The sequence below is a fragment of the Streptomyces sp. NPDC040622 genome, assembly GCF_055593965.1.
Window position 1 is genome coordinate 280,638 of record NZ_JBVIXD010000008.1, and the last position, 23,327, is coordinate 303,964.

Sequence of the window (23,327 nt, forward strand, 5' to 3'; positions counted from 1 at the left end):
CGGCACGCCCCATCACAAGGAGATCATCATGACGTCGCTTCTCGAGCCCGTCGTCCAGCCCGCTTCGCCCGGCCACGGGGACGCCTTCACCCGGCACCTCTACTCCATGCGGTACTCCCCCGAGCGCGGGTGGTACGACGGCTCGCTGCAGCCGATGGAGAACCTGTCCCTGCACCCGGCCACCATCGGCCTGCACTACGGCCAGGTCATCTTCGAGGGCATGAAGGCGTTCCGTCAGGCCGACGGCGAGGTCGCGGTGTTCCGGCCGCTGGAGAACGCCCGCCGCTTCCGCCGCTCCGCCGCACGTCTCGCCATGCCCGAGCTGCCCGAGCACCTGTACATGGCGGGCGTCGACCAGCTCGTCGCCGCCGACCAGGGGGAGCTCTCCGACCACCCGGACCACAGCCTCTACCTGCGGCCGCTGATGTTCGCCACCGACGTGAACCTGATGCTGCGCCCCTCCGAGGACTACCAGTTCCTGGTCTGCGCGTTCGTCGCCGGCGGCTTCTTCGGGGACGAGGTGCGCCCGGTGTCCGTGCTGATCTGCCGGACACAGAGCCGCGCGATGCCCGACGGCACGGGCGACGTCAAGTGCGCCGCGAACTACGCCCCGTCGTTCGTCGCCCAGCGCCAGGCGCAGGAGGCCGGCTGCCAGCAGGTGGTGTGGCTGGACTCCGTCGAGCGGCGCTGGGTGGAGGAGATGGGCGGCATGAACCTGTTCTTCGTACGGGGCAGCGGTCCCGACGCCGAGGTGACCACCACCCCGCTGACCGGCACCCTGCTGCCGGGCGTCACCCGCGACTCGCTCCTGCGCCTCGCCTCGCGCCTGGGCCACCGGGTGAGCGAACGCCCCGTTTCGGTCGACGAGTGGCGCGCCGGGTGCGCCAACGGTGAGATCACCGAGGTGTTCGCCTGCGGCACGGCCGCGGTGCTCACGCCGGTGGGCACCGTCCGCGACGGCGAGGGCGGCGACTGGACGGTGGGTGACGGCGAGATGGGCCCGGTGACGCGGTCGCTGCGTCAGGCGCTGGTCGACCTGCAGCACGGCCGGGCCGCCGACCCCGACGGCTGGCTGCACCACGTGCGCTGACACCGGGCGTTCGGCCGTCCGGCCGGGAGGAACCTGTCACGGCGGTACGGCACCAGCGGGGCTCGGCCACCGCGGGGGTCGTACCGCCGACATGCGGGTGCCGCCCGCCTACGGCCCGGTCCGCCGGACGGGCCCTATCCGTCCCGCAGCCGGAGCGCCGCGCGCCCGGACGCCGGGTCGTGCTCCACCACCACATACCGGCCGAGGACGGCGAGGGCGACGAGACAGCCGCTCATCTCGAGCCCTTCCTCGACGATCGTGCCCAGCATGAGGACGGTGCTGTGGCCGTTCGCGTGCGCCCAGCCGTTGAACGCCTCGGTCAGCAGCGCCCCGCACAGATACACCGCCAGCGCGCCCAGCAGCCCGTACCGCAGATCGCGCGGGAGCTTGCGGGCCCACAGCACGGCGCACACGGTGCCCGCCACCGCGAGGAGCGCGCCGGGCAGCACCCAGGCGTGCGTGGGCAGCGAGCCCCCGGCCCACTCCTTCCACGACTTGCCGACCTCGCCGAGGCGTTCGTGCAGCGAGACGGTCTCGTCGAGACTGAGCAGCGCGGACGCGGCGACCAGCCCCAGCCAGGACAACCGCCCGGGGCGCGCACCGCGCCCGCTCAGCAGCGCGGCGATCAGCGCCATGCCCGTCACGGCGAGCAGCAGCGTGCTGTTCCACCAGGTGGCCAGGTTGGCCTCGACGTCGACGTTCACGAACCTGCGGACGGACGGTATGGCGTCGTAGTGGTTGTACGCACGGGTGGCGAGGTCGGCGAGGAGCAGGAACGCGGTACCACCGGCGGCGAGCCATAAGACACGACGGGTCGGCGGTCTCTCGAGCTCACGCACGACCCGGTCACGGGTCTGAAATTCGGTCATACGTACGGATGTTAGCGATGTGTTCAGAGCCCGAAGCGCCCGGGTCGCTCCCCCGCGGCACCGTCCTGCGCGAGCAAGTCGTGACCACGTCGCGGGACGTCGAGCCGGGCCTCCTCGCAGAACGCGGCCGATGCCCGCACGACCACCGACCGGGTGACCGCCTTTCCCCGTCTGGAGGAGGTGTCCGGATCGCGCGAGAAGGGGTGGTCCTACTGCTGTGCGCGGGCGGCCGGCACCTGACGGACGTTGCGGTCGCGCGCCCGCGCCGGGGCGCTTGTAGCGTTGCCGCCATGTGCTGGAGCGCTACGGCCGACCTCGTCGCGGGTACGGGCATCGCGGCCATCGGGGTCGCCTCGATGACCCTGGCCGCCCGGCGCCCCCGGGACCTGCCGCTGGCCGCGCTGCCGCTCCTCCTCGGCGTCCACCAGATCATCGAGGCCGCGGTCTGGCACCACGACGGCGGCACCGGGCCCGCCACGGTCGCCTGGGCCGTCATCGCGCTTCCGCTGCTGGCGCTGTGGGTACCTGCGGCCGTGCTGTGCGCCGCGCCGTCCGCCGCCCGCCGTCGTCTGCTCGTCCCCCTGGCCGCGGGGGCCGTGACGGCCGCCGCGCTCGCGTACGCGCTGGCGACCCGCACGGTGACGGCCGAGATCCGCGGGCACACCGTCGGGTACTCCCTCGGGCTTCCGCAGGCGGAACTGATCGTCGCCGGCTACCTCTTCGCCACCATCGGCTCCCTGCTCCTCTCCGGCGACCGGGGGCTCGTCCTGTTCGGTGTCCTGGTCGCCGTCGGGGCCGCGGTGACCTTCACGCTGTGGCGGCAGGAGTACATCTCGACGTGGTGCGCGTTCGCCGCGGTGTGTTCGGTGGTGCTGCTGCTCTGGGTCGCGAGGCGCCGCCCGTCCGTTCCACGACCTGGTGCCCGACGCCTTCGTCGCAGCATGTGAAGCCCACAGCGCGTGGAGCGGGAGCGGGGTCAGCCGTTCCCCCGCTCCCGCTCCCGCTCCCACCGGTCCCACCAGGTGTACGTGGGCCGCCCCTTCGGGGAGCTGGTGCGGAAGGGCTTGCCCTGGTCGTCGACGCGCAGCACGTCGTGCCGCTTGCCGCTGGACCACTCGATCTCGAGGTACCACCGCACGTCGTGCAGTTCGGTGTTGGCCTTGATGTAGAAGACCTCGGGGTCGTTCCCGCTGACCTTGTACGGGAAGCCCCGCTGGCCCCGCTGCGGCACGGCGCGCGGCGCGCGGTCGTCGAGGTCGACGTCGAAGGACTTGACGTCCGCCGCGCCGCCGCAGCCGCTGCCCATGCTGAAGCTGTTCCAGGCGAGCGGCGCACTGGTGCTCTGCACGCGGACGTGCATGTCCTGCAGGACGACGGTGTCCTTGCCCATGCCCCGCACGGTGACCTCGACGTACTGGTCACCGGCCGCGACGGCTCCGAGGTCGCCGACCCAGCCGGGCGCCTCCTGCGGCGTGGGCCGCTCCGGCACCTCCTCGGCCTTGCGGTTGACCAGAAATCGTTGCCTGCAGCCGTCCTTGTAGGCGTACGGTCCGGTGCGCGCGGTCAGCGGCATGCCGGGGTCCTCGCCCTCCGTGCCGCTGGACGCGAGCCCTGTGCCACCGCTCTTGCCGGACCCGCCGCTGCCGCCGGACGACAAGGCTGTCGGGGCCGACGACGCGGCGGACGCGGAGCGCTGTCCGCGGTCGCCGCCGTCACCACCGTCGTTGAGGGCGAGCGCGACGGAGCCGATCCCGACGACCACGGCGACGGCGGTCGCGACGGCGACCGTCCACCGCTTGCGCCGGGAGGACAGCAACGACGACAGCAGGGAGGACAGCGGTGAAGAGGCAGCCGTGCGGGCCGGGTCGGGCCGCGTCCCGGCCTCCGGATCGGGCTCCGGCTTGAGCTCCGGTTCGGGCTGCGGGGTACGGGAGAGGGCGGGCCGCGAAGCCTTCCCGGACCTCGGCGCGGGTGTGGCGGAGACGGTGGTCTCCGTCTTCCGTCCGCGATCGGCGTCCGCCAGGATCCACCGCCGGTGGGCCTCCACCAATTCCTCGGGCGTCGCGCCGCAGACGCGGGCGAACCGCTCCACCGGCGCGAACTCGGTGGGCACCGCGTCCCCGTTGCAGTACCGGTGCACGGTGGACGTACTCACATGGAGGCGCTTGGCCAGCACTGCGTAGCTGAGCCCGGAACGCTCCTTGAGCTCCCGAAGCAGTTCCGCGAGCGACGCCATCTTCACTTGCCCCATTCCCGTCGTACGCCAGGGCAGTGCCGCCCCCCGGCCAGAGGCGATACGAACGTTCCGGCATGCCGCATCCCGCCGTATCCGCATTCCGGGGCCAAGACGTCGAGAGGATCAATTCCGGTTCCGGTCGATCGCGACCGGTCACATCAAGGGCACTCTTTTCGCCACCACCGCGTCGCGCACCCCCGGCGGCCCGCCTCACCTGCGGTGTTGCCGCAATTCAGGCCAGGACGGCGGGCTTCAGCACCTCCTGGCACCACGTGCGGAAGTCCGTGGGTGCGGGCGCGGTCAGCGTCTGCTGCTCGGCGTCGTAGATGCCGTCGTTCTGGGCTTCGGCCATGTCGACCAGGCCCTGCGCCCAGGCATCGCTCATCCCGTACCGCATCATCGTCGCCTTGTACGCGGGCGCGTCGACCTGCTGGAAGGCGACCGGGCGCTCCAGCACTTCGGCGAGGATCCGCGCCATCTCCCCGGGAGACAGCGTGTCGCCGATCACCGGCACGGTGGCCTGTCCGCTCCAGGAGGCTTCGGCCAGCAGGCCGGCGGCCGTCGCGGCGATGTCGCGGGTGGCGACGGTCGCCAGCGGACGCTCCGCTGAGTTCGCCAGGAAGAACATGCCCTGCGTCCTGATCGCGTCGACCTGGTTGAGGAGGTTCTCCATGAAGAACGGCATGGCCAGGGCCCGGTAGTGCACGCCGGTGCTCTCGATCATGTCGTCCATCGCGAAGGCGGGCGACAGCAGGCCCGCCGGCCTGCCGTAGGCGCGGCCCAGGCTGGTGACGCCGACGACTCGCTCGACGCCCTGAGCCCGGATGGCCTCGGCCGCCGGGCCAGTGAAGTCGCGGTACAGGTCGTGGATGTCGAGGGCGCCCGGGTTCGGCGGCACCAGCCACAGAAGACTGTCGGCCCCCTTGAACGCCTCGGCGAGGACGGACGGGTCACTGTGCGAGCCCCGCACGATCTCGACGCGCTCACGGAGGCGCGGGTCCAGCCGGGCGGGGTCACGGGCGATCACCCGGACAGGCCGGCCTGCGTCGAGGAGCGTGTTCAGGACCTGGTGGCCGATCTGGCCGGTGGGAGCGGTGATGACGATCATGGAATCCTCCGGAACCGATGGGGCGACGGCGGCGCCTGCCGGAGCGCAGGACCTTCACGACCGCCGTTTCCATCGTTAACGGAACCACGATATCGATGGTTCCTCAAATCGATAACATCGAACCGTTATCATCGGAAACCATGGAGAACGACCGCTCCGCGACCGCGGAGAGCAACCGTGCACGGATCATCGAGGCCGCCACCCGGCTCCTGGCGGAAGGCGGTCGCGAGTCGGTGTCGACCCGTGGGGTGAGCACGGCGGCGGGCGTCCAGGCCCCGACTCTCTACCGGCTCTTCGGCGACAAGCAGGGGCTGCTCGACGCGGTCGCCGCCCATGGGTTCGAGGCCCACCTGAGCGAGAAGGCCGGTCTCCGGCCCACCGGCGATCCCGTCGAGGACCTGCGTACCGGCTGGAACCTGAACGTCGAATTCGGCCTCGCCCACCCGGCCCTCTACGCCCTCATGTACGCCGAGCCCCGCCCGGGCTCCGAATCGCCCGCGGCGCTCGCGGCGCGGAAGGTCCTCCGCTCGTCCATCCACCGGATCGCGGAGGCCGGCCGGCTGCGGATCGACGAGGCGCGCGCCGCGCAACTGGTCCACGCCGCGGGCAGCGGCACCACCCTCGCGCTCATCGCCACCCCCCAGGACCGCCTCGACCGCACGGTGTCCCACCTGGCGCGGGAAGCGGTCATCGCCGCCATCACCACCGACGCCCCGGCCCCGGACGCGCCGGGCCCCGCGGGCGCGGCGATCGCCCTGCGCGCTCTGCTCCCCGGGACCACCACCCTGACCGCGGGCGAGCACGCCCTGCTCACCGAGCTGCTCGACCGCATCGCCGCCCAACAGAGCCCGGCCGCATGAGGGGGCCTGCTCCGGCCTACTCCTCCACCTCGTTCTCGAAGTGCAGCGCGATGGACCTCAGTACGTCCGCCGACGAGGCCTCCGTGCCCTCGTCATGGACCTCGGCGAGCTGCGCGAAGGCGAACGCGAACGCGGAGGTGATCTGTTCGATGACCGGCCCCAGTTCCCGTCCCACCACCGCGGCGACCTCAAGAGGGGTGGCGTCGGCCGGAATCTCGATGCGCGGCAGCATCTCCTCGAGCATCATCCCGACCGCACCACTGTTCTCGATCTCACCGTCCGGGCTCTCACGTACCTGACGGCGCATCTCCAGTGCCTCGGTCAGGATGCCGACAACTCGCTGCATGATCTCCCGCTGCTCCATGCGCCGAAGCCTAGACGTCAATCAGGGCCGTGTGGCGCTCCGGACGGGCCGGGTGCGCGTGTGGCGCCCGGCACCGATTCGGCCAGAGTCGCGCAAGCACCGCCCCTCCCCCACCAGTTGGCGGGAGACTGACGGCACGGAAGCCCGGCTTCCCGAACAGGCACAAAGCAGCGTCCGGACTTCCCGGCGCCGCATGGATCGAAGGGGGCACCACCCTCATGCGCCGATTCACGGGATTCTGTGCCGTACTGGGCCTCGCCGCGGTAGGAGTTGTAGCCGCGCCCGCCGCCCAGGCATCCGCGACGACCTCAGGGCCGGGCGTGTCGATCACCGCGTACCAGGACTGCCCGGTCGGCTGGTTCTGCGCCTGGGAGGACGCCGGCGGCTGGGGCCGGATGGCCCGCTTCCAGCTGGGCTCCGACGATCTGCGCGACTTCAACCTGAACGACCAGATCTCCTCCGTGTGGAACAGGACCGGCAAGACGTTCTGCACGTATCTGAACATCAACCGGGACGGCGCCACCTGGCCGGTCGGGAACTGGCAGGGCAATACTTCCCAGTACCACCGCAACGACAACATCAGCTCGCTGTGGGTAGGGGCCTGCTGACGGGCGCGCCCCCGTCGCGCCGACCCTGACCACAGGAGCAGATCCGTGACCAGTCGCGTCACCTTGATCGCACCGGCGACGACCCGCTCTCTGCGGGAGGCGCGGTTCGACGACGGGTGTCCGCTCGACGAGCAAGGAGCAGCACGGGCCAAGGCTGCGGCGGACGCGCTTCCTACGGGTGAGCGGGTACTCGTCTCACCCACAGTGCGCTGCAGGCAGACGGCGTCGGCCCTCGGCCTCGCAGCCCACGACGCACCAGGGCTCGGCGGCCTGGACATGGGCCGCTGGCGGGGCCGTACGCCCGACGAGGTCAGCGCCGAGGAGCCGGGCGCGGTGGCTCACTGGCTGTCGGACCCGGCCGCGTCACCGCCCGGCGGAGAATCGGTGAAGGAACTCTGCGAGCGCGTCGCCGCATGGCTGGCCGCGACCGCGGCGACCGACGGCGCGACCCTCGCCGTGGTCGAGCCGGAGATCGTGCGGGCCGCGGTGGTCACGGCCCTCGACGCACCCCATGCCACATTCTGACGGCTCGACGTAAGGCCGCTGACGGCAACCCACGTCAGCGGACGCTCGGGACGTTGGAACCTGCGTATCGGGGAGGCGCTCGGCGCACAGCGGGCCGACGCCGGACCTTGAGGCGACACCTGCGGCCGGCGGGCGCGGTGGCACAGACGCTGCGGCTCCCGGCGGGCGCCCGGGGGACGAGCCGCTACCGGGTCCACGACGAGGAGGACCGCCCGCCACGGACCGCTCCCGCACCCGTCGCGTCCCGATGGCATTGAAGCGACGCGGCGAGCGCGCAGCGCAGGCAATCCCCGTGCGCCTCCGCCGCGCTGCCCCTGCCGACGCACACGGTCCTGGGCGGGCGTCCACCGACTGCCCCTTTGCCCCTTTGCCCCAATTGTCTTGTCCCTTTGCCCTGCGGTTCGATCACAGCTCGGCCGCATACCCACAGCACTCGGGAGTGAGACCACCAGCGCGTCACCCCCTGTCCGCAGGCTCAGGGACCTTCCGGAGCCTGAGTGAGAGCGGAGACGACGGCGGCGCGGACGGCGTGGCGGTCGAGGGTCGCGATGCGACGGACGCCCGTTCCACCCGGGGCGCAGACCTTCTCGCGGAGGGTGGACACCTCGTCGGGGTCCGCCCGGAGCCAGGCGGCACTGCCGGCGATCACCTGGGTGACGAGCTCACGGGCCAGGTCGCGGGGAATGCCTCGTACGGCGCCCGCCTCGATCATCGCGTCCGCGAGATAGAAGACGTAGGCGGGGCCGCCGCTGCTGAGCGGGCTCAGCATGTCGTGCTGCTCCTCGGCGACCCGCAGAACCTTCCCGGACCGCTTGAACAGGCCTGTCACCGCGTCGGCCTGGGCCGTCGAGCAGGACGTTCCGGGGGTGAGCAGCGTGAGGCCGTGCCCGACCCGCGCGGTCAGGCTGGGCATGGCGCGGGCGGCGGCCACACCGCCGGGCAGCAGTCCCTCCAGGTCGGCGAGGGTGGCGCCGTCGGCGAGTGAGACGACCACGGCCCCGTTCTGCAACTGCCCGGCGATCTCGGCCAGCACCGCCGCCAGACCCGCGGGTGGTACGGCCAAGACGACGAGCCGGGCGTTCGAGGCCGCCCTCGCGTTGTCGGTCGTCCCGTGCACCCCGTACGAGGCCGTCAAGGCGTCGACGCGCTCCTGGCTCCGTGCGGTGATCCACACGTCGTCCGGAGCGAGGCCCCCGGCCAGCGCCCCGGTCAGGAGTGCCTCGCCCATCGCGCCCGCGCCGAGGAACGCGACCGATTCCCTTGCCGTACCCGTTTGAACGCGCCCCATACGACTCCGCCTTGCCCGTGTCGACGCCGCCCCCGGTGCACCCGGACGATGCCCCCTATTCCACTCGGCCCGGCACGCCGTCGCACACCGGAGGGAACCGTCCGGGTCACGCCGCGGCCCCCGCCCTCCACCACGTCGCCGCTTGCGAGCGTCACCCCGATGCGGACAGGTCGGGCCCTGGCGGTCAAAAGGGCCCCAGCCAGTTCCGCCGACGGATCCGTTTCGCTACGTGAGGCGCCCCACGTGCGGACCCCCGTTCCCGAGGGAGGTACATTGCGTAGCGACCACCGCGGGAGCTCGGGAGCAGCCGGGCTGAGAGGGCGGACGGGACGTGCTCCCCTTTCCGCCGACCGCATGAACCTGGACCGGGTAATGCCGGCGTAGGAAGAGTGCTGACGATGGATAATGCCCCCATATCTGCCCAATCCGCCCACCAGGGCACTGCCGTATCCCGTGCCGCCGTGGCGGACGTGCTCGCGGCTGTGCGGACCTCCGCACCCGTGGTGCACTGCCTGACCAACGTCGTCGTCTCGCAGTTCACCGCGAACGTGCTGCTCGCGGTGGGGGCCGCCCCCGCGATGGTGCACAGCGCGGAGGAGGCCGGAGCGATGGCCCGGGTGGCCGGGGGTGTCCTGGTCAACCTGGGGACGGTCACGTCCGTGACGGCGGAGGCGATGCGCGTCGCGGTCAAGGAAGCGGCCGGGGCCGGTCGGCCGTGGGTGCTCGACCCGGTGGCGGTCGGTCCGCTGCCCTGGCGCACCAAGCTCGCCCACGAACTCCTTGAGAGCGCGCCCCCGGCGGTCGTGCGCGGCAACCCTTCCGAGATCCTGGCCCTGGACGGCGGCACGGGCGGGCGCGGGGTGGACAGCACGGACGCCCCGGAGGCGGCGCTGGCAGCAGCCGGCGCGCTGGCTCGGCGCTACGGCTGCGCGGTCGCGGTGAGCGGCCCGGAGGACGTCCTCACGGACGGGACGCGCGTGGTGCGCCTGGCCAACGGGGACCCGCTGCTGCCCCTGGTGACGGGAACGGGCTGCTCACTCGGCGCCCTGGTGGCGGCCTGTACAGCCGTCACCGGTGACGCGCTGTTGGCCGCCACCGCCGCGACCGGCCTGCTCACCGTGGCCGCGGAGGACGCCGCCGGCCGCTCCGCGGGACCCGGCACGTTCGCGGTCGCCCTGATCGACGCGCTGTACGGGCTCAGTCCGGACCGGCTTGCCGAGGGCCTCAACCTGCGCTGAGGGGGCGGGTGTTGTGGGGGTCTGCGGGGCGTGGTCGACATGACCGCAACCCGCTGAACAGCCCCCGCCCGCCCTGGGGGGCGACCCCAACACCAAGTCTGCCAGTCCGCGCCGACAGAGGCCCTCCCCCTGTGGACAACTCAAGGTTCCTGCACGTCAGGGCCCTTGCTTCCCTCGTACCTCCCGATGCGTTTCCCCCGGCCCTTCCCCGGCCGGGAGGAGACCCCCAAGGAGAACCCATGCGACCACCTCTCGACCTCTCCCTCTATCTCGTCACCGACACCCGTCTCTGCGGCGACCGCGGCGTCGCCACCACCGTGGGCGCCGCCGTCAAGGGCGGCGTCACCGCCGTCCAGTTGCGCGATCCGCACGCGGACGCCCGCACCTTGTTCTCGCTCGGCCGGGCGCTCCAGGCCGAACTCGCGGGCACCGGTGTCCCTTTGATCGTCAACGATCACCTGGACGTGGCGGTCCGGCTGAACGCGGACGGTGTCCACCTCGGGCAGCGGGACGTCTCGCCCGAGACCGCACGGCGCCGGCTCGGTCCCCATGCGTACGTCGGCCTGTCCGTCAGCCGGCCCGAGCAGCTGGCGCACGTGCCGGACGCCGTCGACCACCTCGGTGTCGGCCCGGTGTTCCCGCAGTCCACCAAGCCGGACGCGGACGCTCCGCTCGGTCTGGGCGGCCTGGCCCGGATCGTCCGGGAGAGCCCGCTGCCCTGCGTGGCCATCGGCGGGATCGGCGTGTCCGAGGCCGCCGCGGTCAGGGGAAGCGGCGCGGCCGGGATCGCTGTCGTCAGCGCGGTCTGCGGGCAGCCCGATCCCGAGGCCGCGGCCCGTTCCCTCGTCCACGCCCCGCAACAGGAGGTCCCCGCGTGACCAGCCCGCCCATCGCCCTCACCATCGCCGCCAGCGACCCCTCCGGCGGCGCAGGGATCCAAGCCGACCTGAAGGCGTTCTCCGCCAACGGCGCCTACGGAACAGCGGTTCTGACCGCCCTGACCGCACAGAACACCCAAGGTGTCACCGGCATCCACGCCGTGCCCCCGGCGTTCGTCACCGAGCAGCTCGACACGCTGTTCGCCGACGTCCCGGTGGACGCCGTCAAGGTCGGCATGCTGGCCGACGCCGCCATCGCCGAAGCCGTCGCGGAAGCCCTGGAGCGGCACCGCCCCCGGTACGTCGTCCTCGACCCCGTCATGGTCTCGACCAGCGGTCACCGCCTCCTCGAGGCCGATGCGGTGACGGTGCTGCGCGACCGTCTCCTGCCTCTCGCCGACCTCATCACCCCGAACCTCCCCGAAGCCGGCGACCTCCTCGGCACCGCCGCCGCGCGGAACCGTGCGGAGGCCGTCGAACAGGCCCGCGCACTCCTCGAAACCGGCGCCGGCCGCGTCCTCCTCAAGGGCGGCCATCACACGCACGACGCCGAGTCCGTGGACGTCCTCGTCGATGGCACGCACCACGAAGGCGCCTCCGGTGCGGGCGTCACGGAGCTGTCCGCGCCTCGCGTGGACACGCGGAACACCCATGGCACCGGCTGCACCCTGTCCGCCGCGATCGCCGCTCTCCGCCCGCAGCACGACGACTGGCACACCACCGTCCGCGCCGCCAAGGAGTACCTGACCGGCGCCCTGCGCGCGGCCGACACCCTGCGCGTCGGCCGCGGTCACGGCCCCGTCCACCACTTCCACCAGTACTGGAGCTGATCCCCATGACCACGACCTTCTGCGACGAGCTGTGGACGGCAACGGCCGGGATACGTGCCGGCATCGACAAGCTGCCGTTCGTCACCGGTCTCGGCGACGGCACCCTGGACCGGGAGAAGTTCGTCTACTACCTGGCGCAGGACGCCCACTACCTGCGCGGCTACGCCCGGGCGCTGGCCGGCGCCGCCGCGAAGGCCGACCGTCCCGAGGACATCGCGTTCTTCGCGAAGTCCGCCCACGACGCCGTCGCCGTCGAGAGCTCCCTGCACGAGACCAACGTCGTCGACGTCGACGCCTGGACGCCCTCCCCCACCTGCACCGGCTACACCTCCTACCTGCTCTCGGTGGCCCACACCCAGGGCTACCCCGAGCTGGCCACCGCCGTCCTGCCCTGCTTCTGGATCTACGCCGAGGTGGGCCGGGCACTCCTCGACCAGGCCGGCGACCTCGCTGCCCACCCCTACGGCGACTGGATCGGCACGTACGCCGACGAGGAGTTCGAGGCCGCCACCGAGCACGCCCGACAGATCGTCAACCGGCTTGCCGACCAGGCCGACCCGACCACCCGCGCACGGATGCGTACGGCCTTCACCACCGCGTCCACCTGGGAGTGGATGTTCTGGGACGCCGCCTGGCGCGTGGAGTCCTGGCCCTTCGGTGCCGATCCCGCCCAGGTTTCGGAGCCCGCGAAGTGACGACCACCGCCCAGCCGGCCGTCCCTGAACCGGCCCCGGCGAACGAGGCGCCGCTCACCCTCGACCAGCCCACGCCCAAGGTCCTGAGCGGCCTGGACCAAGGCGCGTTCTGGGCCAACCTGGGCGTCAGCCTGCTCGGCTTCAGCGGCATGCTGGTCGTCCTCGACCCGCTGGGCACCGGCGGTCCGACCCTGTCGTTCGCCGCCGCCGTCACCGCGTCCGTCGTCGGCACCCTGATCGGCACCGTCGCCCTCGGCCTCGCCGCCATCACCGGGGCCCGCACCGGCGCGCCCTCGATGGTCCTGCTGCGTGGGCTGTTCGGCGTGAAGGCGTCCTACCTGCCCACCGTCCTCAACGTGCTGCAGATGGTGGGCTGGGCCGTCTTCGAGCTGGTGGTCATCTCCACCGGCCTGAAGATCCTGGCCCGCCAGGCCTTCGGCGACCCGGGACCCGGCTGGCTGTACGTGCTCGTCGCGGGCGCGGTGACGACGGCGCTCACCCTCCGCCCGCTCGGCGCCCTGCGCATCATCCGCCGCTACGTCACCGTCGCCGTCGTCCTGGCCATCCTCTACCTGGGCTGGGACCTGGCCGGCCGCGGCATCCCGATGGAGGGCGGCTCCTGGAAGGACTTCTGGTTCGCCACCGACAGCGTGATCGCCGTGTCGATCTCCTGGCTGCCGTTGGTCGCCGACTACTCGCGGCACTCCCGCAGCGAGAAGGCCGCGTTCGGCGGCCTGGTCGTGGGCCAGACGCTCGCGGGCGTCGCGGGCTCGGTGCTCGGCGTGGCCGCCCTCGCCATGATCGCGTTCGACAGCACCGACCCGTACAAGGTCTTCGACCCTTTCACCGCCACCAGCGTCGGCGTGATCTGCTTCGGCGTGCTGGTGCTGCGCGAGGTCGACCAGTCCTTCGCCAACGTCTACTCCACCGCCGTGTCGGCCCAGAACCTGCTGCCCCGGGCGGACCGCCGCGTCCTGTGTCTGATCAGCGGCACCCTGGCAACCGCCCTGGCCCTCCTGGTGGACATGGACAGCTATGCCAGCTTCCTCTACCTGATCGGTGCGGTCTTCATCCCGATGTTCGCCGTCCTGGTCGTGGACTTCTTCGTGCTCGGCGGCCACCGCACCTGGGACGTCTCCGAACAGGCCCCCACCCGCTGGGTCATGTTCCTGCCCTGGGCGCTCGGCTTCGCCACCTACCAGCTGATCGCGCCGACGAACATCGCCGGCTGGTCCGACTTCTGGGCCTGGCTGCAGGACGCGGTGGGCCTCACCGTCCAGCCGTGGATGAGCGCCTCCCTCCTCTCCTTCGCGGTGGCCGCCCTCACCACCCTCGCAGTGGGCCGAGGGCGTCGGCACGTGTCGGCTTCGCCCGGTCGGTACCCCGCGAAGTGACAACCACCGGGGGTCCGGTCAACGGCGGGATCCCCGCACGCTCGTCCCCGGGGCGGTGACAGCGGCCGGCCGGCGCCCAGATGTGCAGTGTCCGTCGGCGTCCACGTGCTGCGGGTACCGCCCGGGGCGTTGGTGGTCAGCGGCGGAAGGCGTCCTTGGCCTTGCCGCCGGACTGCTTCAGGTTTCCGGAGACCCGGTCGGTCCTGCCCTGCCCCTGCAGACGCCTGTTGCGGGTGTTACGGCCGATGCGCTCGGTGATCCGGCCCTTGAGTGCCTGTGCCTTGTTCCTGAAGGTGTGTCCAGCGCTCATGACAGTCCCTGCTTCGTCGAATGGGGTGGGTTGGGGTGCGGCTGGTGGTGGGTTGGGGTGCGGCGTCAGCCGCGACCGCGGCTGAACCGGCGCCCGCCGCCCGGACTGCTGCCGCCACGGCCTCGCATGAGGAAGCCGATGACCCAGAGGGCCAGCAGTACGGCCGCGACCCACCAGAGGATCTGCAGGGTGAAGCCGAAACCGAAGACCACCAGGATCAGCAGGAGAAGGAGAATCCACATGAGCATCGCCGGGGCCTCCAGATCGCGCGGAATGGTTCCTGGTGTCCGCGGGGTCCGGGCGAAACGGCAAGACGCAATGCGCCACCGAACGGTCCGGAGTGGCATTGCGCTGCGCCGTGCCGCCAGTCAACGCCCGGCCATGACGCCTGTCAACGGCCCTTGAACGGCATGGGGTCGGGGACCGGACCCGGTGCTGTTGAGGTTGCCGGAGCAGGGACACGAGCGTCGGTCGGATCGCTCGGCGGCAGGATGCGACCCGTCCACCAGGACAGACACATCACGGTGGCGAGTGCGCTCGGGGGTGCGACAACCAGAAGGGACGCCGTGTCGGCCTCCTCGCGACTGGCGGGAGTGCAACCCGTCCGGCGACACGCCGCCGGGACCGGTGCGGACCGGCGGACGCCGGGCGGTCCCTGGGGGCACGCGAGCAGAACCGCATGCGTGGCCGACCATGCGGAACTGCGGGTCGCGGAACGTATCCGCGGCCTCTTGAGAGGACTAGGCTGCGAAGCGAGGCCCTAGTCCCCGGCAGCGAGAACCCGCTCCGTTTGGGAGGCCCACTGTGATCGTCTTGTTCGTCATCCTCGTCGTGGCTCTGTTCGGCCTGGGTTTCCTGAACGCTCTGTGGTGGGTCGCCGCGGCCGTGTTGGTCTTCGTGGCCGTGCGCTACGGCCGGGGACGCGTGGGCAGCCGAGACCGGGACGGCGGCTTCGAGTACAGCGACTACCGGAATCGCCGCGACCGGGAGTACCGCTGGGAGCGCCGCTACCGACGGCAGCGCCAGGGGCTCTGGAGGCGGCAGGACCGCCGGGACGAGCAGCACCACCGATGACCGATTCGGTTCCGGTGCCACAGCGTTCGTCGGCGTCTTCGCCGGGCGAACGTGGTCAGTGCGCGGAGGCAGATGTCATGGAACAGAAGGGCAGGATCCAAGAAGACCGGTGGATGATGGCGGAGGAGGTGGCCTGGGGCGATGCGGCTCGGGACCCCGCTGTCGTCGAACTGCGGGCCGAAATCGCGCGGCTTCGCCGGGCCTTGGACAGCAGGGCGGTGACCGCCCAGGCACTCGGCATGGTGATGGCCATGGTTCCGTGCCCCCGCCCAGAGGCCGTCAAGTTGCTGGCGGAGATCGCGCGCCGCTGTGACCTGCCACGCCGACAGGTGGCCACCGCTCTTGTCGCCACCTCCGAGGGGAGCCCGTTACCCCAGCACCTGGTCCGGGCGCTGCGCTGCGCGCTGCGGCGCCTGCACGCGGCCGACCGCACTTGAGGGAAGAGCCGAGCAGGCGTCGGCCGGCGCACAGCCGGACGGGCGCAGGCATCCAGAAAGGGGAAGGGCATGATCCAGTCAGCCGATATCCGCGAGTGGCGCGACCGTGACGTGGTGGACACGGACTCCCACAAGATCGGAGTCCTCGAATCGGTCTATGTGGACACCACCACCGACGAGCCGGCGATGGCCGCGGTGCGGGTCGGGCTGCCCACCCGCCACCACTTGGTGTTCGTCCCTCTTCAGGGCGCCGTCGTCGGACCGGGCTACCTCAAGGTCGGCTATGTGAAGACCTTGGTCAAGCAGGCCCCGTCGATCGGCACCGACGAGATCCTGCCGGCCGGGGACGAGGCTGCGATCTTCAAGCACTACGGACTGCCCTATGCACCCGGTATGTCCGGGGAGCGGCAACTGGCGCGCCGCTAGCCGCATGTAGTGACCCCTGAGGCATTCTCCTTCGCCTCCGCCCGCTGGCGCCGCCGGTGAACAGCACCACCGGGTGCGGCCGGGAACAGCTGTGGCCTGCCGAGTCCCTGCCCCGCTCCCCGATCAGCCGAGCGGGAACAGCCGACGCGCCCCTGGAATGAGGTCAGGACGTCAGACCGGCGAGGGGCTCGGAGTCGTCGATGAGCGCGCGGGCCACGTCGGACAGCCGGCGGTTGTGGGCGCGGGCGTAGCCGCGTAGGGCGGTGAAAGCCTGTTCCATGTCGATGCCCTGACGTTCGGCGAGTTTGCCCTTGGCCTGTTCGATCAGTACGCGGCTGTTCAGCGCGGTCTGCAGTTGCTCGTTGAGGACCGTGGTGCGTCGGGTGGACCGCTGTTGGAGGAGGCTGATCGTGGCGACATCGGCCAGGGCCTGCGCGATGGGTGTGCCGACCGGGTCGAAGGGGCCGGGAGCGGTGCGGAAGAGGTTGAGGGCGCCGACGACTTCGTCCCGCAGTCGCATCGGCAGGGCCTGGACCGCGCCGAACCCGCGAAGCTGGGCCTGTGCCACGAAGCGCGGCCAGCGGTCGGCCTCCGTACGGAGATCGGGGACGGACACCGGGACGCCGGTGCGGAAGCACTCCAGGCACGGTCCCTCGTCATTCTGCAGCTGGAAGAGCTCCAGCAGGCGCACCTGTTCGTCGGAGGCGGCCATCACGCGGAGTTCACCGTCGTGGTCCGCGAGCAGTACGCCTGCGGCGCTCGCGCCGAGTATCCCCACGCAGCGGTCGGTCAGCAGGCGTAGGAAGTCGATCAGGTCGAAGTCGGCGACCAGATTGTCCGCCAGCTCGACGAATGTCTTGGCCAGGAGTCGCTCATTCATCGTCAACACCCTTTAGGGAGAATAGTCCTGCCGGAATGGGGTGAATAGGGCGCCGCATCGCCCGCCCCTGGGACCGGGGCGAGGGCGTCACGTTTCCTCGGCGGTCCGGGTCGGCTCCGCGCCCGGAGAGAATCGGAGTCTGCGGGCCACCACGTCGGCGGCCACGACGGTGAGCCGGAGCCCCTGGGCGTAGGCATGGGCGCGCAGCCGGACGAAGGCTTCGTCGATACTGACGCCGAGCTGGACGGTGAGCATGCCCGTGGCCTGGGAGATCTCGGCCCGCCACCCACCCAGGTCCGCGTTCTCCTTCGGCCCCCCGTCACCGGTCGGCCCGCTCGCCTCGATCCGGGCGTCCAGGAGCACCAGCGTGGCGAGGTCGGCGAAAGCCATCGCATCGGCCAGCTCCTCTGCGCCCAACCGGACCGGAACCTGGGCGTAGAGGTCCAGGACTCCGGGGCTGATCGCACCCAGCTGCAGAGGGAGCGCGAAGACGGCGAGAGCTCCGGCTGCCAGGGCCGCGTCGGTGAACACGGGCCAGCTGCCCTGCAGTGTCCCGGTCCGCAGGTCGGGCGTCAGGACGGCCGCGCCCTGCGCGAAGGCGTCCACGCACGGCCCCTCACCCAACGTGAGCTGCAGCTCTTCCAACTGCTCACTGATGTCGTCGGTACTGCACAGCGGATGACTCGCCGCCGTCGGGAACATCGCGGAGAGCCCGGCCCCGCCGACCGGCAGCGAGGCCACCGCCGCGGTGCACACGTCCAGCACGCCGACCCGGGCACCACGTCGGGCCGCCTCTTCGGCGACCAGCACGCGGATCCGGGACGAACGGCCGTTGGGCGTCACTCGGTCCACCGGGGCCAGGCGCGCCGGCCCGGCCCCCCCAGCCTCTCCACGGTTCGTTCTCCGAGGGGAAGCACCAACACGCGGAACACCGTGGGGCGGGTCGGCCGCCAGATGTCGCCGATGTCCTGCCACCCCCAGGACCGGAAGGCCTTCAGGGCCGGGTGGTCGGCCGGATCGACCAAGGTCGTGCCGAGTACCGCCTGATGGTCGGCCAGCAGTCGTTCCTGCAGACGGCGGGCCAGGTCCTGGTCTGGGCCCCGGCCCTGCGGATGCGGGCGGACAAGGATGCCGGTGATCGCGAAAACGCCGTCGGAACCGGTGAGCTGCTCGATACCGAGAGGCAGCGCTCCGTCGAAGCCGTGCCACCAGGAGCTGTCGCCGCGGACCGGGAATCCGAAGGCGCAGCCCGCCAAGCGGTCCGTCTCGGCGATCACCATGGCGAAGCCCGGCCGCCGGACGTCAGCGGTGAGGAGGCTCAGGAACTCCTCCTGGCTGGGACTGCGGTACTCCTCCTCGGGTCCGGTGCAGCAGGAAGCCACGTACAGCTCGGCCAGATCCTGGCGCATGTCCTCCACCAGCCAACGGTTCACCTGACGCAGCCGCTCCGAGCCCGAGGCGGACGGCTCGTCGACCACGGGCACCTGCGGTCGGCCGGGCCGGGCCGGGGCCTTCACAGCGCACCGCCCGAAGCGGAGAGGAGGACCGCGGCGAACGGAACCCGGGTGTTCCTGTCGTGCCGGCGGACGTTCGACTTGGCTGGGGACATGACATCTCGTTCCAGAGATCTGACGGGCACAGCCAACGGATGCGGCCGGACTCCCGGCTTCTCCGAAGGTTCCCGGCAGAGGGGCATGCGGTCGGCGGAGGCAGCGAACGGAAGGTCCAGCAATCTGTCCACCGGGGCAGGCGAACAGCCCCGTTCCCTCCAGGGGATGGCACCAGGCAACCGGACGCAGAAGGTCCGCTCCCCACAGCCATCTGTGCAGATCAGCAACAGGCCCGTCGGGGTCCAGGACGTCCACGTATCAGCGTAGTCCCCATCCCGCCCCGACAGGCGGCCGAAAGCGGTCCATTCTGAGGAGCCGTGCGCCGGCGACGGTTCAGCGGGGCCTGGACCGCATGTCCACGGTGTCATCAGGTACGTGGAGGTCGGCGCGCCATGGGTCGACGGCCGTTCACCGGACGAACTCACGTGCTCACAGGGGAGTTCGCCTGCCTCTTCCGTCGTGAGACGGGCGAGGGCTTCCCTCAGGACCACGGAGTCCGGCGACAGCCGTCTACCGACGCACGCGCGGCATCCCCAGACCGATCCAGGAGATGATCTCGCGCTGGATCTCGTTGTTCCCGCCGCCGAACGTGAAGATCACGGCCGAGCGGTAGCCGCGCTCCAGTTCGCCGTGCAGGACCGCGCCCGCCGAGCCCTCCTTGAGGGCGCCGGCCGCGCCGACGACCTCCATGAGCCAGGCGTACGCGTCGCGACGTGCCTCGGAGCCGTAGACCTTGACGGCGGAGGCGTCCTGCGGGGTGAGGGTGCCTTCCTGGACGGCGTTCACCATCTGCCAGTTGAGCAGCTTCATCGCGTCGAGCCTCGTGTGGGTCCTCGCCAGGCTCCGGCGCACCCAGGCCAGGTCGATGACGCGGCGGCCGTCGGCGAGCTTGGTGTCCATGGCCCAGCGCTGCACGTTGTGGAAGGCGCGGATGGCCATGGTGCCGTGGGCGGCGAGGGTGACGCGTTCGTGGTTGAGCTGGTTGGTGATCAGGCGCCAGCCCTTGTTCTCCTCGCCGACGCGACGGGAGAGGGGAACGCGGACGTTCTCGTAGTAGCTGGCGGTGGTGTCGTGCGAGGCGAGGGTGTTGATCAGGGTGCAGGAGTAGCCGGGGTCGCTCGTCGGGACCAGGAGCATGGTGATGCCCTTGTGCGGCGCCACGCCCTCTTCGGGGACGGTGGTGCGGACGGCGAGCCAGACCCAGTCGGCGGTGTCGCCGTTGGTGGTCCAGATCTTCTGCCCGTTGACGACGTACTCGTCACCCTCCCTGACGGCCTTGGTCTTGAGGGCCGCGAGGTCCGTGCCCGCGTCGGGCTCGCTGTAGCCGATCGCGAAGTCGAGCTCGCCGGAGAGGATCCGGGGCAGGAAGAACTCCTTCTGCTCGTCCGTCCCGAACTGCATGATCGTCGGCCCTACGGTGTTGAGGGCCATCAGGGGCAGCGGTACGCCCGCCTGCGCCGCCTCGTCGAAGAAGATGAACTGTTCCATGGGCGAGAGTCCGCGTCCGCCGTACTCCTTCGGCCAGCCGACGCCGAGCCACCCGTCGGACCCCAGGCGCCGCACGGTCTCCCGGTAGAACCGCTTCTGGGCGGCGGGTTCGCCGTAGCGCGCATAGGCGTTGTCCGGCACCAGCTCGGCGAAGTACGCACGGAGCTCGGTGCGCAACTGCTGCTGCTCGGGCGTGTATTCGAGGTGCACGGCCCCTCCAGGCTCTACTGGCTCACGGTTCGGTTCGCTCGGTCCCGGACCCGACGGCGCACACAGTAGAACTTGTTTCAGAAATAGGGAATGGTGGTGGAGGGGGTGAGACGGGCGGCGCCGTCATCGCGGTCCTTCCCGTCCGGCCATCGGCCCGAGGTGCTCATGCATCAGCCCAAAGTCGTCAAGAAGTCGTCGCACGCCTTCGCGCAGCGACGGCAGGCCTCCGCGCAGCGGGCCGAGGCGGGGCGGGCGTCGCAGAGGGCGGCGCACTGCAGACAGATGGCACGGCACCACTCGACCTGCATGCGCACCCGCTGTTCGTCCTGGTCGCCGTCCTCGGCCAGGGCCCGGGACGTCGCGTCGCACACGTCGGCGCAGGCGGTGTTGAGGCGCGGCACGTCTCCCGGCTCTGCCAGCCCCAGGCGCCCGGCGCACTCCCGTACGCAGTCGTCGCAGGCCTGCGCGCAGGCGAAACGGTCCTCCAGATAGCGGATGAGGTCCTGTTGACTGAGCTCGTCCGGGCCGCTTGCCGGCGGGGGCGAGGGTGCGGTCACGGATGCGGGCACGGACGTATCGCGCGCTGCGGCCGGCGTCTCCCGCACGATTGACGAGGCTGTCGTGGTCGGCGTCACTGGCGTGGCTGTCACGAGTACCCCTCCCTTCGCTGCCTCTCGGGTTGCCGGGGCGCGGAGGGTCAAACACCCGGCGGGGCGGGGGCGCGTCGAGCCTCACCCGTACACCCCGGCGCCACGCACCCGCTCCCGCGGACTCGGCGAGGTAGAACGGGCGGCATGACGACTCATCCCGGAAGCCGCTCCGTGCCGACGGCCGAGATCGGGGACCGCCATCCGCTCTCGCTGGTCCTCATCACCCTCACCACCGTCAGCGGGCTCGTCGACGCCATTTGCTACCTCGGGCTCGGTCACGTCTTCACCGCCAACATGACGGGAAACGTCGTCGTCATCGGATTCGCCCTCGCCGGAGCTCCGGGGTTCTCCGTCACCGGCTCGCTCGTGTCCCTCGGGACCTTCCTCGTCGGTGCCGCGGCGGCGGGCCGTCTCGCACTCGCCTTCCGCGGCCGGCACCGCGTGCCGTGGGTCCGCACGGCGGTGTGGAGCGAGGCCGCACTCCTCGGGGCCGCCACCGTCGTCGCCTTCACGAGCGGTGCGACGCCGCCGTACCAGGTGATCGCCCTGGTCGCCCTCGCGATGGGACTGCGCAACGGCACCGTCGGCAGACTGGCCGTGCCCGACATGACGACGACGGTCCTGACCCGCACCCTGGCGGCGCTCGCCGCCGAGTCCCGGCCGGCCGGCGGCACCGACCGGCGGGCCCTCCGCAAGATCATCGCCGTGGTCGCGATGATCGCGGGCGCGATTCCCGGCGCGTGGCTCGTCCTTCACCACGGCATCGGCTGGCCGCTGCTCCTGAGTACGGTCGTCGTGGTGATGTCGGCACTCGCGTACCGCGAGCGCGACTGACCTGCTCTCTCCGCGCGGCAGCCCCGGCACAGGACGCAGTGGGCCCCGCCGCGACGGGGGAGACACGGCGGGACCCACAAGTCGAGTGCCCGCTCGAACGAGGCTCACACCCACGTAGGGCGCCGCATTCTGGTCCCTCGCCCGATCCTTAGTCTGGAGAAGGCCCCGGCGAAGGGTGGAGCACCCGGCTTCTCTGACGCGCCCGGCCGCTGTCGTGCCGTACCGTCCCGGCATGGCCATCACCATCGATCTCACCCTCGACTGCGCCGACGCCCAACTTCTCGGTGCCTTCTGGAAGACGGCGCTCGGCTACGTCGACGAGCCGCCGCCCGCGCCCTTCACCACCCGTGAGGAGTGGTTCGCGAGCCTCGGACTGCCGGCGGAGGAGTCCGTGGGCGATGCGGCATGGCTCTGCGATCCGGCGGGTCACGGACCCCGCCTGTCCCTTCTCAAGGTGCCGGAGGCGAAGACCGCGAAGAACCGTCTGCACATCGACGTGCGGGTTCCCGGGCACGGCAGCGCCGCCGAACGATGGGCCCGCATCGGGGCGGAGGCGGCGCGGCTGGCAGCGGCGGGCGGCAGCGTACGTGCCGAGTTCGCCGGTCATCACATCGTGATGGCCGACCCCGAGGGCAACGAGTTCTGCGTGGCCGCGGCCCCACCGCCCACGGCCACCTGAGGCCAGACGCCGGGCTCAGCCGTACGTCCGCCTCCCCCGCCGGTGCGCGATCTCGCCCAGCACGACGTCCACAACCAGGAATGCCGCCAGCGGAATCCCGAGCAGCGGGACGAAGTAGCCGACGGCGGCCACCGCGGCCATCAGGGGGACCAGGACGTGCGGCGGTACGTTCTGCCAGGCGCCGCGCGCGAGAGGGCGGCCGAAGGTTGCGGCTCGGCCCCGCTGCCACCACATGCGGTAGCACCACACGATGAGCAGGATCAGGGACAGGGCCAGGTCGCGAGGGCGAGTTGGTTGGCCAGGCCGAAGGGTGTGCTGTGCGGGCCGCCGCCACCTGCCGGGCCAGCGGCAGTTCGCTCCGGCCGGCCGCTACGGGTATGCGGAGCTCATCGGCGTACACGATCTTCCCGGCCTGGTACGAGCCCGCGTACAGGAGTCCCGTCACGGCGGCGACCAGCAGGAACGGGGCGATCAACACCCCGGTGCAGAAGTGCAGTCGCAGCATCAGCGGGCGCAGGGGGGGCCGGCCGGACCGCCGCCCCACAGGCCGGGCCTCCGTGTCCCGTGGCGGATGCGGGGGCCCGGCCGGTGGCTGCCGGTCGCCTTCGGTGAAGCGGTGGGGTGGGCGGACATGTGGTGCTCTCCTGGCTCGGCGGGGCTCGCGGTCCGGCCCGGGGGGGGGGGGGGGGGGGGGAGGGGGAGGGGGGGGGGGGAGGGGGGGAGGGGGGTGTGCTCGCCCCCCGTGT

General features: G+C 71.5%; 26 protein-coding genes, 3 pseudogenes and 1 riboswitch. Of the genes and pseudogenes, 15 read left to right on the forward strand and 14 right to left on the reverse strand.

Features of this window, described 5'->3' with window-relative positions:
- The first annotated feature begins 28 nt into the window (after positions 1–28).
- Entirely contained in the window at positions 29–1,090 is a 1,062-nt protein-coding gene (locus ACZ592_RS24455) for a branched-chain amino acid aminotransferase (protein WP_471583746.1), read from the forward strand.
- Positions 1,091–1,224: 134 nt separating this feature from the next.
- On the opposite strand, the gene ACZ592_RS24460 is transcribed toward ACZ592_RS24455, so the two are convergent.
- Positions 1,225–1,959: a hypothetical protein gene (locus tag ACZ592_RS24460; RefSeq protein WP_471583747.1), complete on the reverse strand. Its 735-nt coding sequence runs from the start codon at positions 1,957–1,959 to the stop codon at positions 1,225–1,227.
- A 290-nt stretch (positions 1,960–2,249) separates the two neighbouring features.
- On the opposite strand from ACZ592_RS24460, the gene ACZ592_RS24465 reads away from it, so the two are divergent.
- Positions 2,250–2,906: a DUF6629 family protein gene (locus tag ACZ592_RS24465; protein WP_471583748.1), complete on the forward strand. Its 657-nt coding sequence runs from the start codon at positions 2,250–2,252 to the stop codon at positions 2,904–2,906.
- A 29-nt stretch (positions 2,907–2,935) separates the two neighbouring features.
- Here ACZ592_RS24465 and ACZ592_RS24470 read toward each other — a convergent pair whose 3' ends face one another.
- The gene (locus tag ACZ592_RS24470) at positions 2,936–4,210 is read right to left on the reverse strand and encodes a helix-turn-helix domain-containing protein (RefSeq protein WP_471583749.1); all 1,275 of its coding nucleotides are present in this window, start codon (positions 4,208–4,210) and stop codon (positions 2,936–2,938) included.
- Between the two features lie 217 nt (positions 4,211–4,427).
- On the reverse strand, positions 4,428–5,303 hold the full coding sequence (locus ACZ592_RS24475) for an NmrA family NAD(P)-binding protein (RefSeq protein WP_471583750.1): 876 nt from the start codon (positions 5,301–5,303) through the stop codon (positions 4,428–4,430).
- Positions 5,304–5,443: 140 nt separating this feature from the next.
- Here ACZ592_RS24475 and ACZ592_RS24480 point away from each other — a divergent pair, with 140 nt between their 5' ends.
- Complete coding sequence (locus ACZ592_RS24480) at positions 5,444–6,163, forward strand: TetR/AcrR family transcriptional regulator (RefSeq protein ID WP_471583751.1); 720 nt, start codon at positions 5,444–5,446, stop codon at positions 6,161–6,163.
- Between the two features lie 16 nt (positions 6,164–6,179).
- On the opposite strand, the gene ACZ592_RS24485 is transcribed toward ACZ592_RS24480, so the two are convergent.
- Positions 6,180–6,527, reverse strand: coding sequence for a hypothetical protein (locus ACZ592_RS24485; RefSeq protein ID WP_471583752.1), 348 nt, complete (start codon positions 6,525–6,527; stop codon positions 6,180–6,182).
- Between the two features lie 218 nt (positions 6,528–6,745).
- Between ACZ592_RS24485 and ACZ592_RS24490 the strand changes: the two genes are divergently transcribed.
- Complete coding sequence (locus ACZ592_RS24490; protein ID WP_471583753.1) at positions 6,746–7,135, forward strand: peptidase inhibitor family I36 protein; 390 nt, start codon at positions 6,746–6,748, stop codon at positions 7,133–7,135.
- A gap of 45 nt (positions 7,136–7,180) precedes the next feature.
- A pseudogene (locus ACZ592_RS24495) lies at positions 7,181–7,771 on the forward strand (histidine phosphatase family protein).
- 364 nt (positions 7,772–8,135) lie between these two features.
- Here ACZ592_RS24495 and proC read toward each other — a convergent pair.
- Positions 8,136–8,948 carry a pyrroline-5-carboxylate reductase gene (proC, locus tag ACZ592_RS24500; RefSeq protein ID WP_471583754.1) on the reverse strand — a complete coding sequence of 271 codons (813 nt, stop codon included), beginning with the start codon at positions 8,946–8,948 and terminating at the stop codon, positions 8,136–8,138.
- Between the two features lie 279 nt (positions 8,949–9,227).
- A riboswitch (TPP riboswitch) is annotated at positions 9,228–9,353 on the forward strand.
- Between the two features lie 56 nt (positions 9,354–9,409).
- Between proC and thiM the strand changes: the two genes are divergently transcribed.
- The 5 genes from thiM (at position 9,410) to ACZ592_RS24525 (ending at position 13,983) form a co-directional block, all read left to right on the forward strand.
- The gene (thiM, locus tag ACZ592_RS24505; protein WP_471583755.1) at positions 9,410–10,186 is read left to right on the forward strand and encodes a hydroxyethylthiazole kinase; all 777 of its coding nucleotides are present in this window, start codon (positions 9,410–9,412) and stop codon (positions 10,184–10,186) included.
- 239 nt (positions 10,187–10,425) lie between these two features.
- On the forward strand, positions 10,426–11,064 hold the full coding sequence (gene thiE, locus ACZ592_RS24510; RefSeq protein WP_471583756.1) for a thiamine phosphate synthase: 639 nt from the start codon (positions 10,426–10,428) through the stop codon (positions 11,062–11,064).
- On the forward strand, positions 11,061–11,894 hold the full coding sequence (gene thiD, locus ACZ592_RS24515) for a bifunctional hydroxymethylpyrimidine kinase/phosphomethylpyrimidine kinase (RefSeq protein WP_471583757.1): 834 nt from the start codon (positions 11,061–11,063) through the stop codon (positions 11,892–11,894). The genes thiE and thiD overlap by 4 nt, the downstream gene beginning before the upstream one ends.
- Positions 11,895–11,899: 5 nt before the next feature.
- The gene (gene tenA, locus ACZ592_RS24520; RefSeq protein WP_471583758.1) at positions 11,900–12,589 is read left to right on the forward strand and encodes a thiaminase II; all 690 of its coding nucleotides are present in this window, start codon (positions 11,900–11,902) and stop codon (positions 12,587–12,589) included.
- A complete protein-coding gene (locus ACZ592_RS24525; protein WP_471583759.1) occupies positions 12,586–13,983 on the forward strand; it encodes a purine-cytosine permease family protein in 1,398 nt (465 codons plus the stop codon). The genes tenA and ACZ592_RS24525 overlap by 4 nt, the downstream gene beginning before the upstream one ends.
- A 136-nt stretch (positions 13,984–14,119) precedes the next feature.
- Here the strand turns inward: ACZ592_RS24525 and ACZ592_RS24530 are convergent, their stop codons facing one another.
- Together ACZ592_RS24530 and ACZ592_RS24535 are read right to left on the reverse strand one after the other, a co-directional pair.
- On the reverse strand, positions 14,120–14,293 hold the full coding sequence (locus ACZ592_RS24530) for a CsbD family protein (protein WP_471583760.1): 174 nt from the start codon (positions 14,291–14,293) through the stop codon (positions 14,120–14,122).
- Positions 14,294–14,358: 65 nt separating this feature from the next.
- Positions 14,359–14,541 carry a hydrophobic protein gene (locus tag ACZ592_RS24535; RefSeq protein WP_471583761.1) on the reverse strand — a complete coding sequence of 61 codons (183 nt, stop codon included), beginning with the start codon at positions 14,539–14,541 and terminating at the stop codon, positions 14,359–14,361.
- A gap of 556 nt (positions 14,542–15,097) precedes the next feature.
- Here ACZ592_RS24535 and ACZ592_RS24540 point away from each other — a divergent pair.
- The 3 genes from ACZ592_RS24540 to ACZ592_RS24550 all read left to right on the forward strand — a co-directional run bounded on the left by ACZ592_RS24540 (position 15,098) and on the right by ACZ592_RS24550 (position 16,230).
- Positions 15,098–15,367, forward strand: a complete 270-nt coding sequence (locus ACZ592_RS24540) for a hypothetical protein (RefSeq protein WP_471583762.1) — start codon at positions 15,098–15,100, stop codon at positions 15,365–15,367.
- Positions 15,368–15,444: 77 nt separating this feature from the next.
- Positions 15,445–15,804, forward strand: a complete 360-nt coding sequence (locus ACZ592_RS24545) for an ANTAR domain-containing protein (protein WP_471583763.1) — start codon at positions 15,445–15,447, stop codon at positions 15,802–15,804.
- A gap of 69 nt (positions 15,805–15,873) precedes the next feature.
- Complete coding sequence (locus ACZ592_RS24550) at positions 15,874–16,230, forward strand: PRC-barrel domain-containing protein (RefSeq protein ID WP_471583764.1); 357 nt, start codon at positions 15,874–15,876, stop codon at positions 16,228–16,230.
- A 163-nt stretch (positions 16,231–16,393) separates the two neighbouring features.
- Here ACZ592_RS24550 and ACZ592_RS24555 read toward each other — a convergent pair whose 3' ends face one another.
- The 5 genes from ACZ592_RS24555 to ACZ592_RS24575 form a co-directional block, all read right to left on the reverse strand.
- Positions 16,394–17,110: an ANTAR domain-containing protein gene (locus ACZ592_RS24555; protein ID WP_471583765.1), complete on the reverse strand. Its 717-nt coding sequence runs from the start codon at positions 17,108–17,110 to the stop codon at positions 16,394–16,396.
- An 87-nt stretch (positions 17,111–17,197) separates the two neighbouring features.
- The gene (locus ACZ592_RS24560; RefSeq protein WP_471583982.1) at positions 17,198–17,971 is read right to left on the reverse strand and encodes an ANTAR domain-containing protein; all 774 of its coding nucleotides are present in this window, start codon (positions 17,969–17,971) and stop codon (positions 17,198–17,200) included.
- A complete protein-coding gene (locus ACZ592_RS24565) occupies positions 17,950–18,588 on the reverse strand; it encodes a hypothetical protein (protein WP_471583766.1) in 639 nt (212 codons plus the stop codon). Before ACZ592_RS24565 ends, ACZ592_RS24560 begins: the two co-directional genes overlap by 22 nt.
- A gap of 642 nt (positions 18,589–19,230) precedes the next feature.
- Positions 19,231–20,418 (reverse strand): acyl-CoA dehydrogenase family protein, encoded by a 1,188-nt coding sequence (locus ACZ592_RS24570; RefSeq protein ID WP_471583767.1) that lies wholly within the window; start codon positions 20,416–20,418, stop codon positions 19,231–19,233.
- A gap of 170 nt (positions 20,419–20,588) precedes the next feature.
- The gene (locus tag ACZ592_RS24575) at positions 20,589–20,987 is read right to left on the reverse strand and encodes a four-helix bundle copper-binding protein (protein ID WP_471583768.1); all 399 of its coding nucleotides are present in this window, start codon (positions 20,985–20,987) and stop codon (positions 20,589–20,591) included.
- A gap of 225 nt (positions 20,988–21,212) precedes the next feature.
- Between ACZ592_RS24575 and ACZ592_RS24580 the strand changes: the two genes are divergently transcribed.
- Together ACZ592_RS24580 and ACZ592_RS24585 are read left to right on the forward strand one after the other, a co-directional pair.
- Positions 21,213–21,902: a YoaK family protein gene (locus tag ACZ592_RS24580; protein WP_471583769.1), complete on the forward strand. Its 690-nt coding sequence runs from the start codon at positions 21,213–21,215 to the stop codon at positions 21,900–21,902.
- Positions 21,903–22,134: 232 nt separating this feature from the next.
- Positions 22,135–22,581, forward strand: coding sequence for a VOC family protein (locus tag ACZ592_RS24585; RefSeq protein ID WP_471583770.1), 447 nt, complete (start codon positions 22,135–22,137; stop codon positions 22,579–22,581).
- A 15-nt stretch (positions 22,582–22,596) separates the two neighbouring features.
- Here ACZ592_RS24585 and ACZ592_RS24590 read toward each other — a convergent pair.
- A pseudogene (locus ACZ592_RS24590) lies at positions 22,597–22,889 on the reverse strand (PepSY domain-containing protein); the annotation flags it as partial.
- A gap of 23 nt (positions 22,890–22,912) precedes the next feature.
- Positions 22,913–23,086, reverse strand: a pseudogene (locus tag ACZ592_RS24595) (PepSY domain-containing protein); the annotation flags it as partial.
- Between the last annotated feature and the right edge of the window lie 241 nt (positions 23,087–23,327).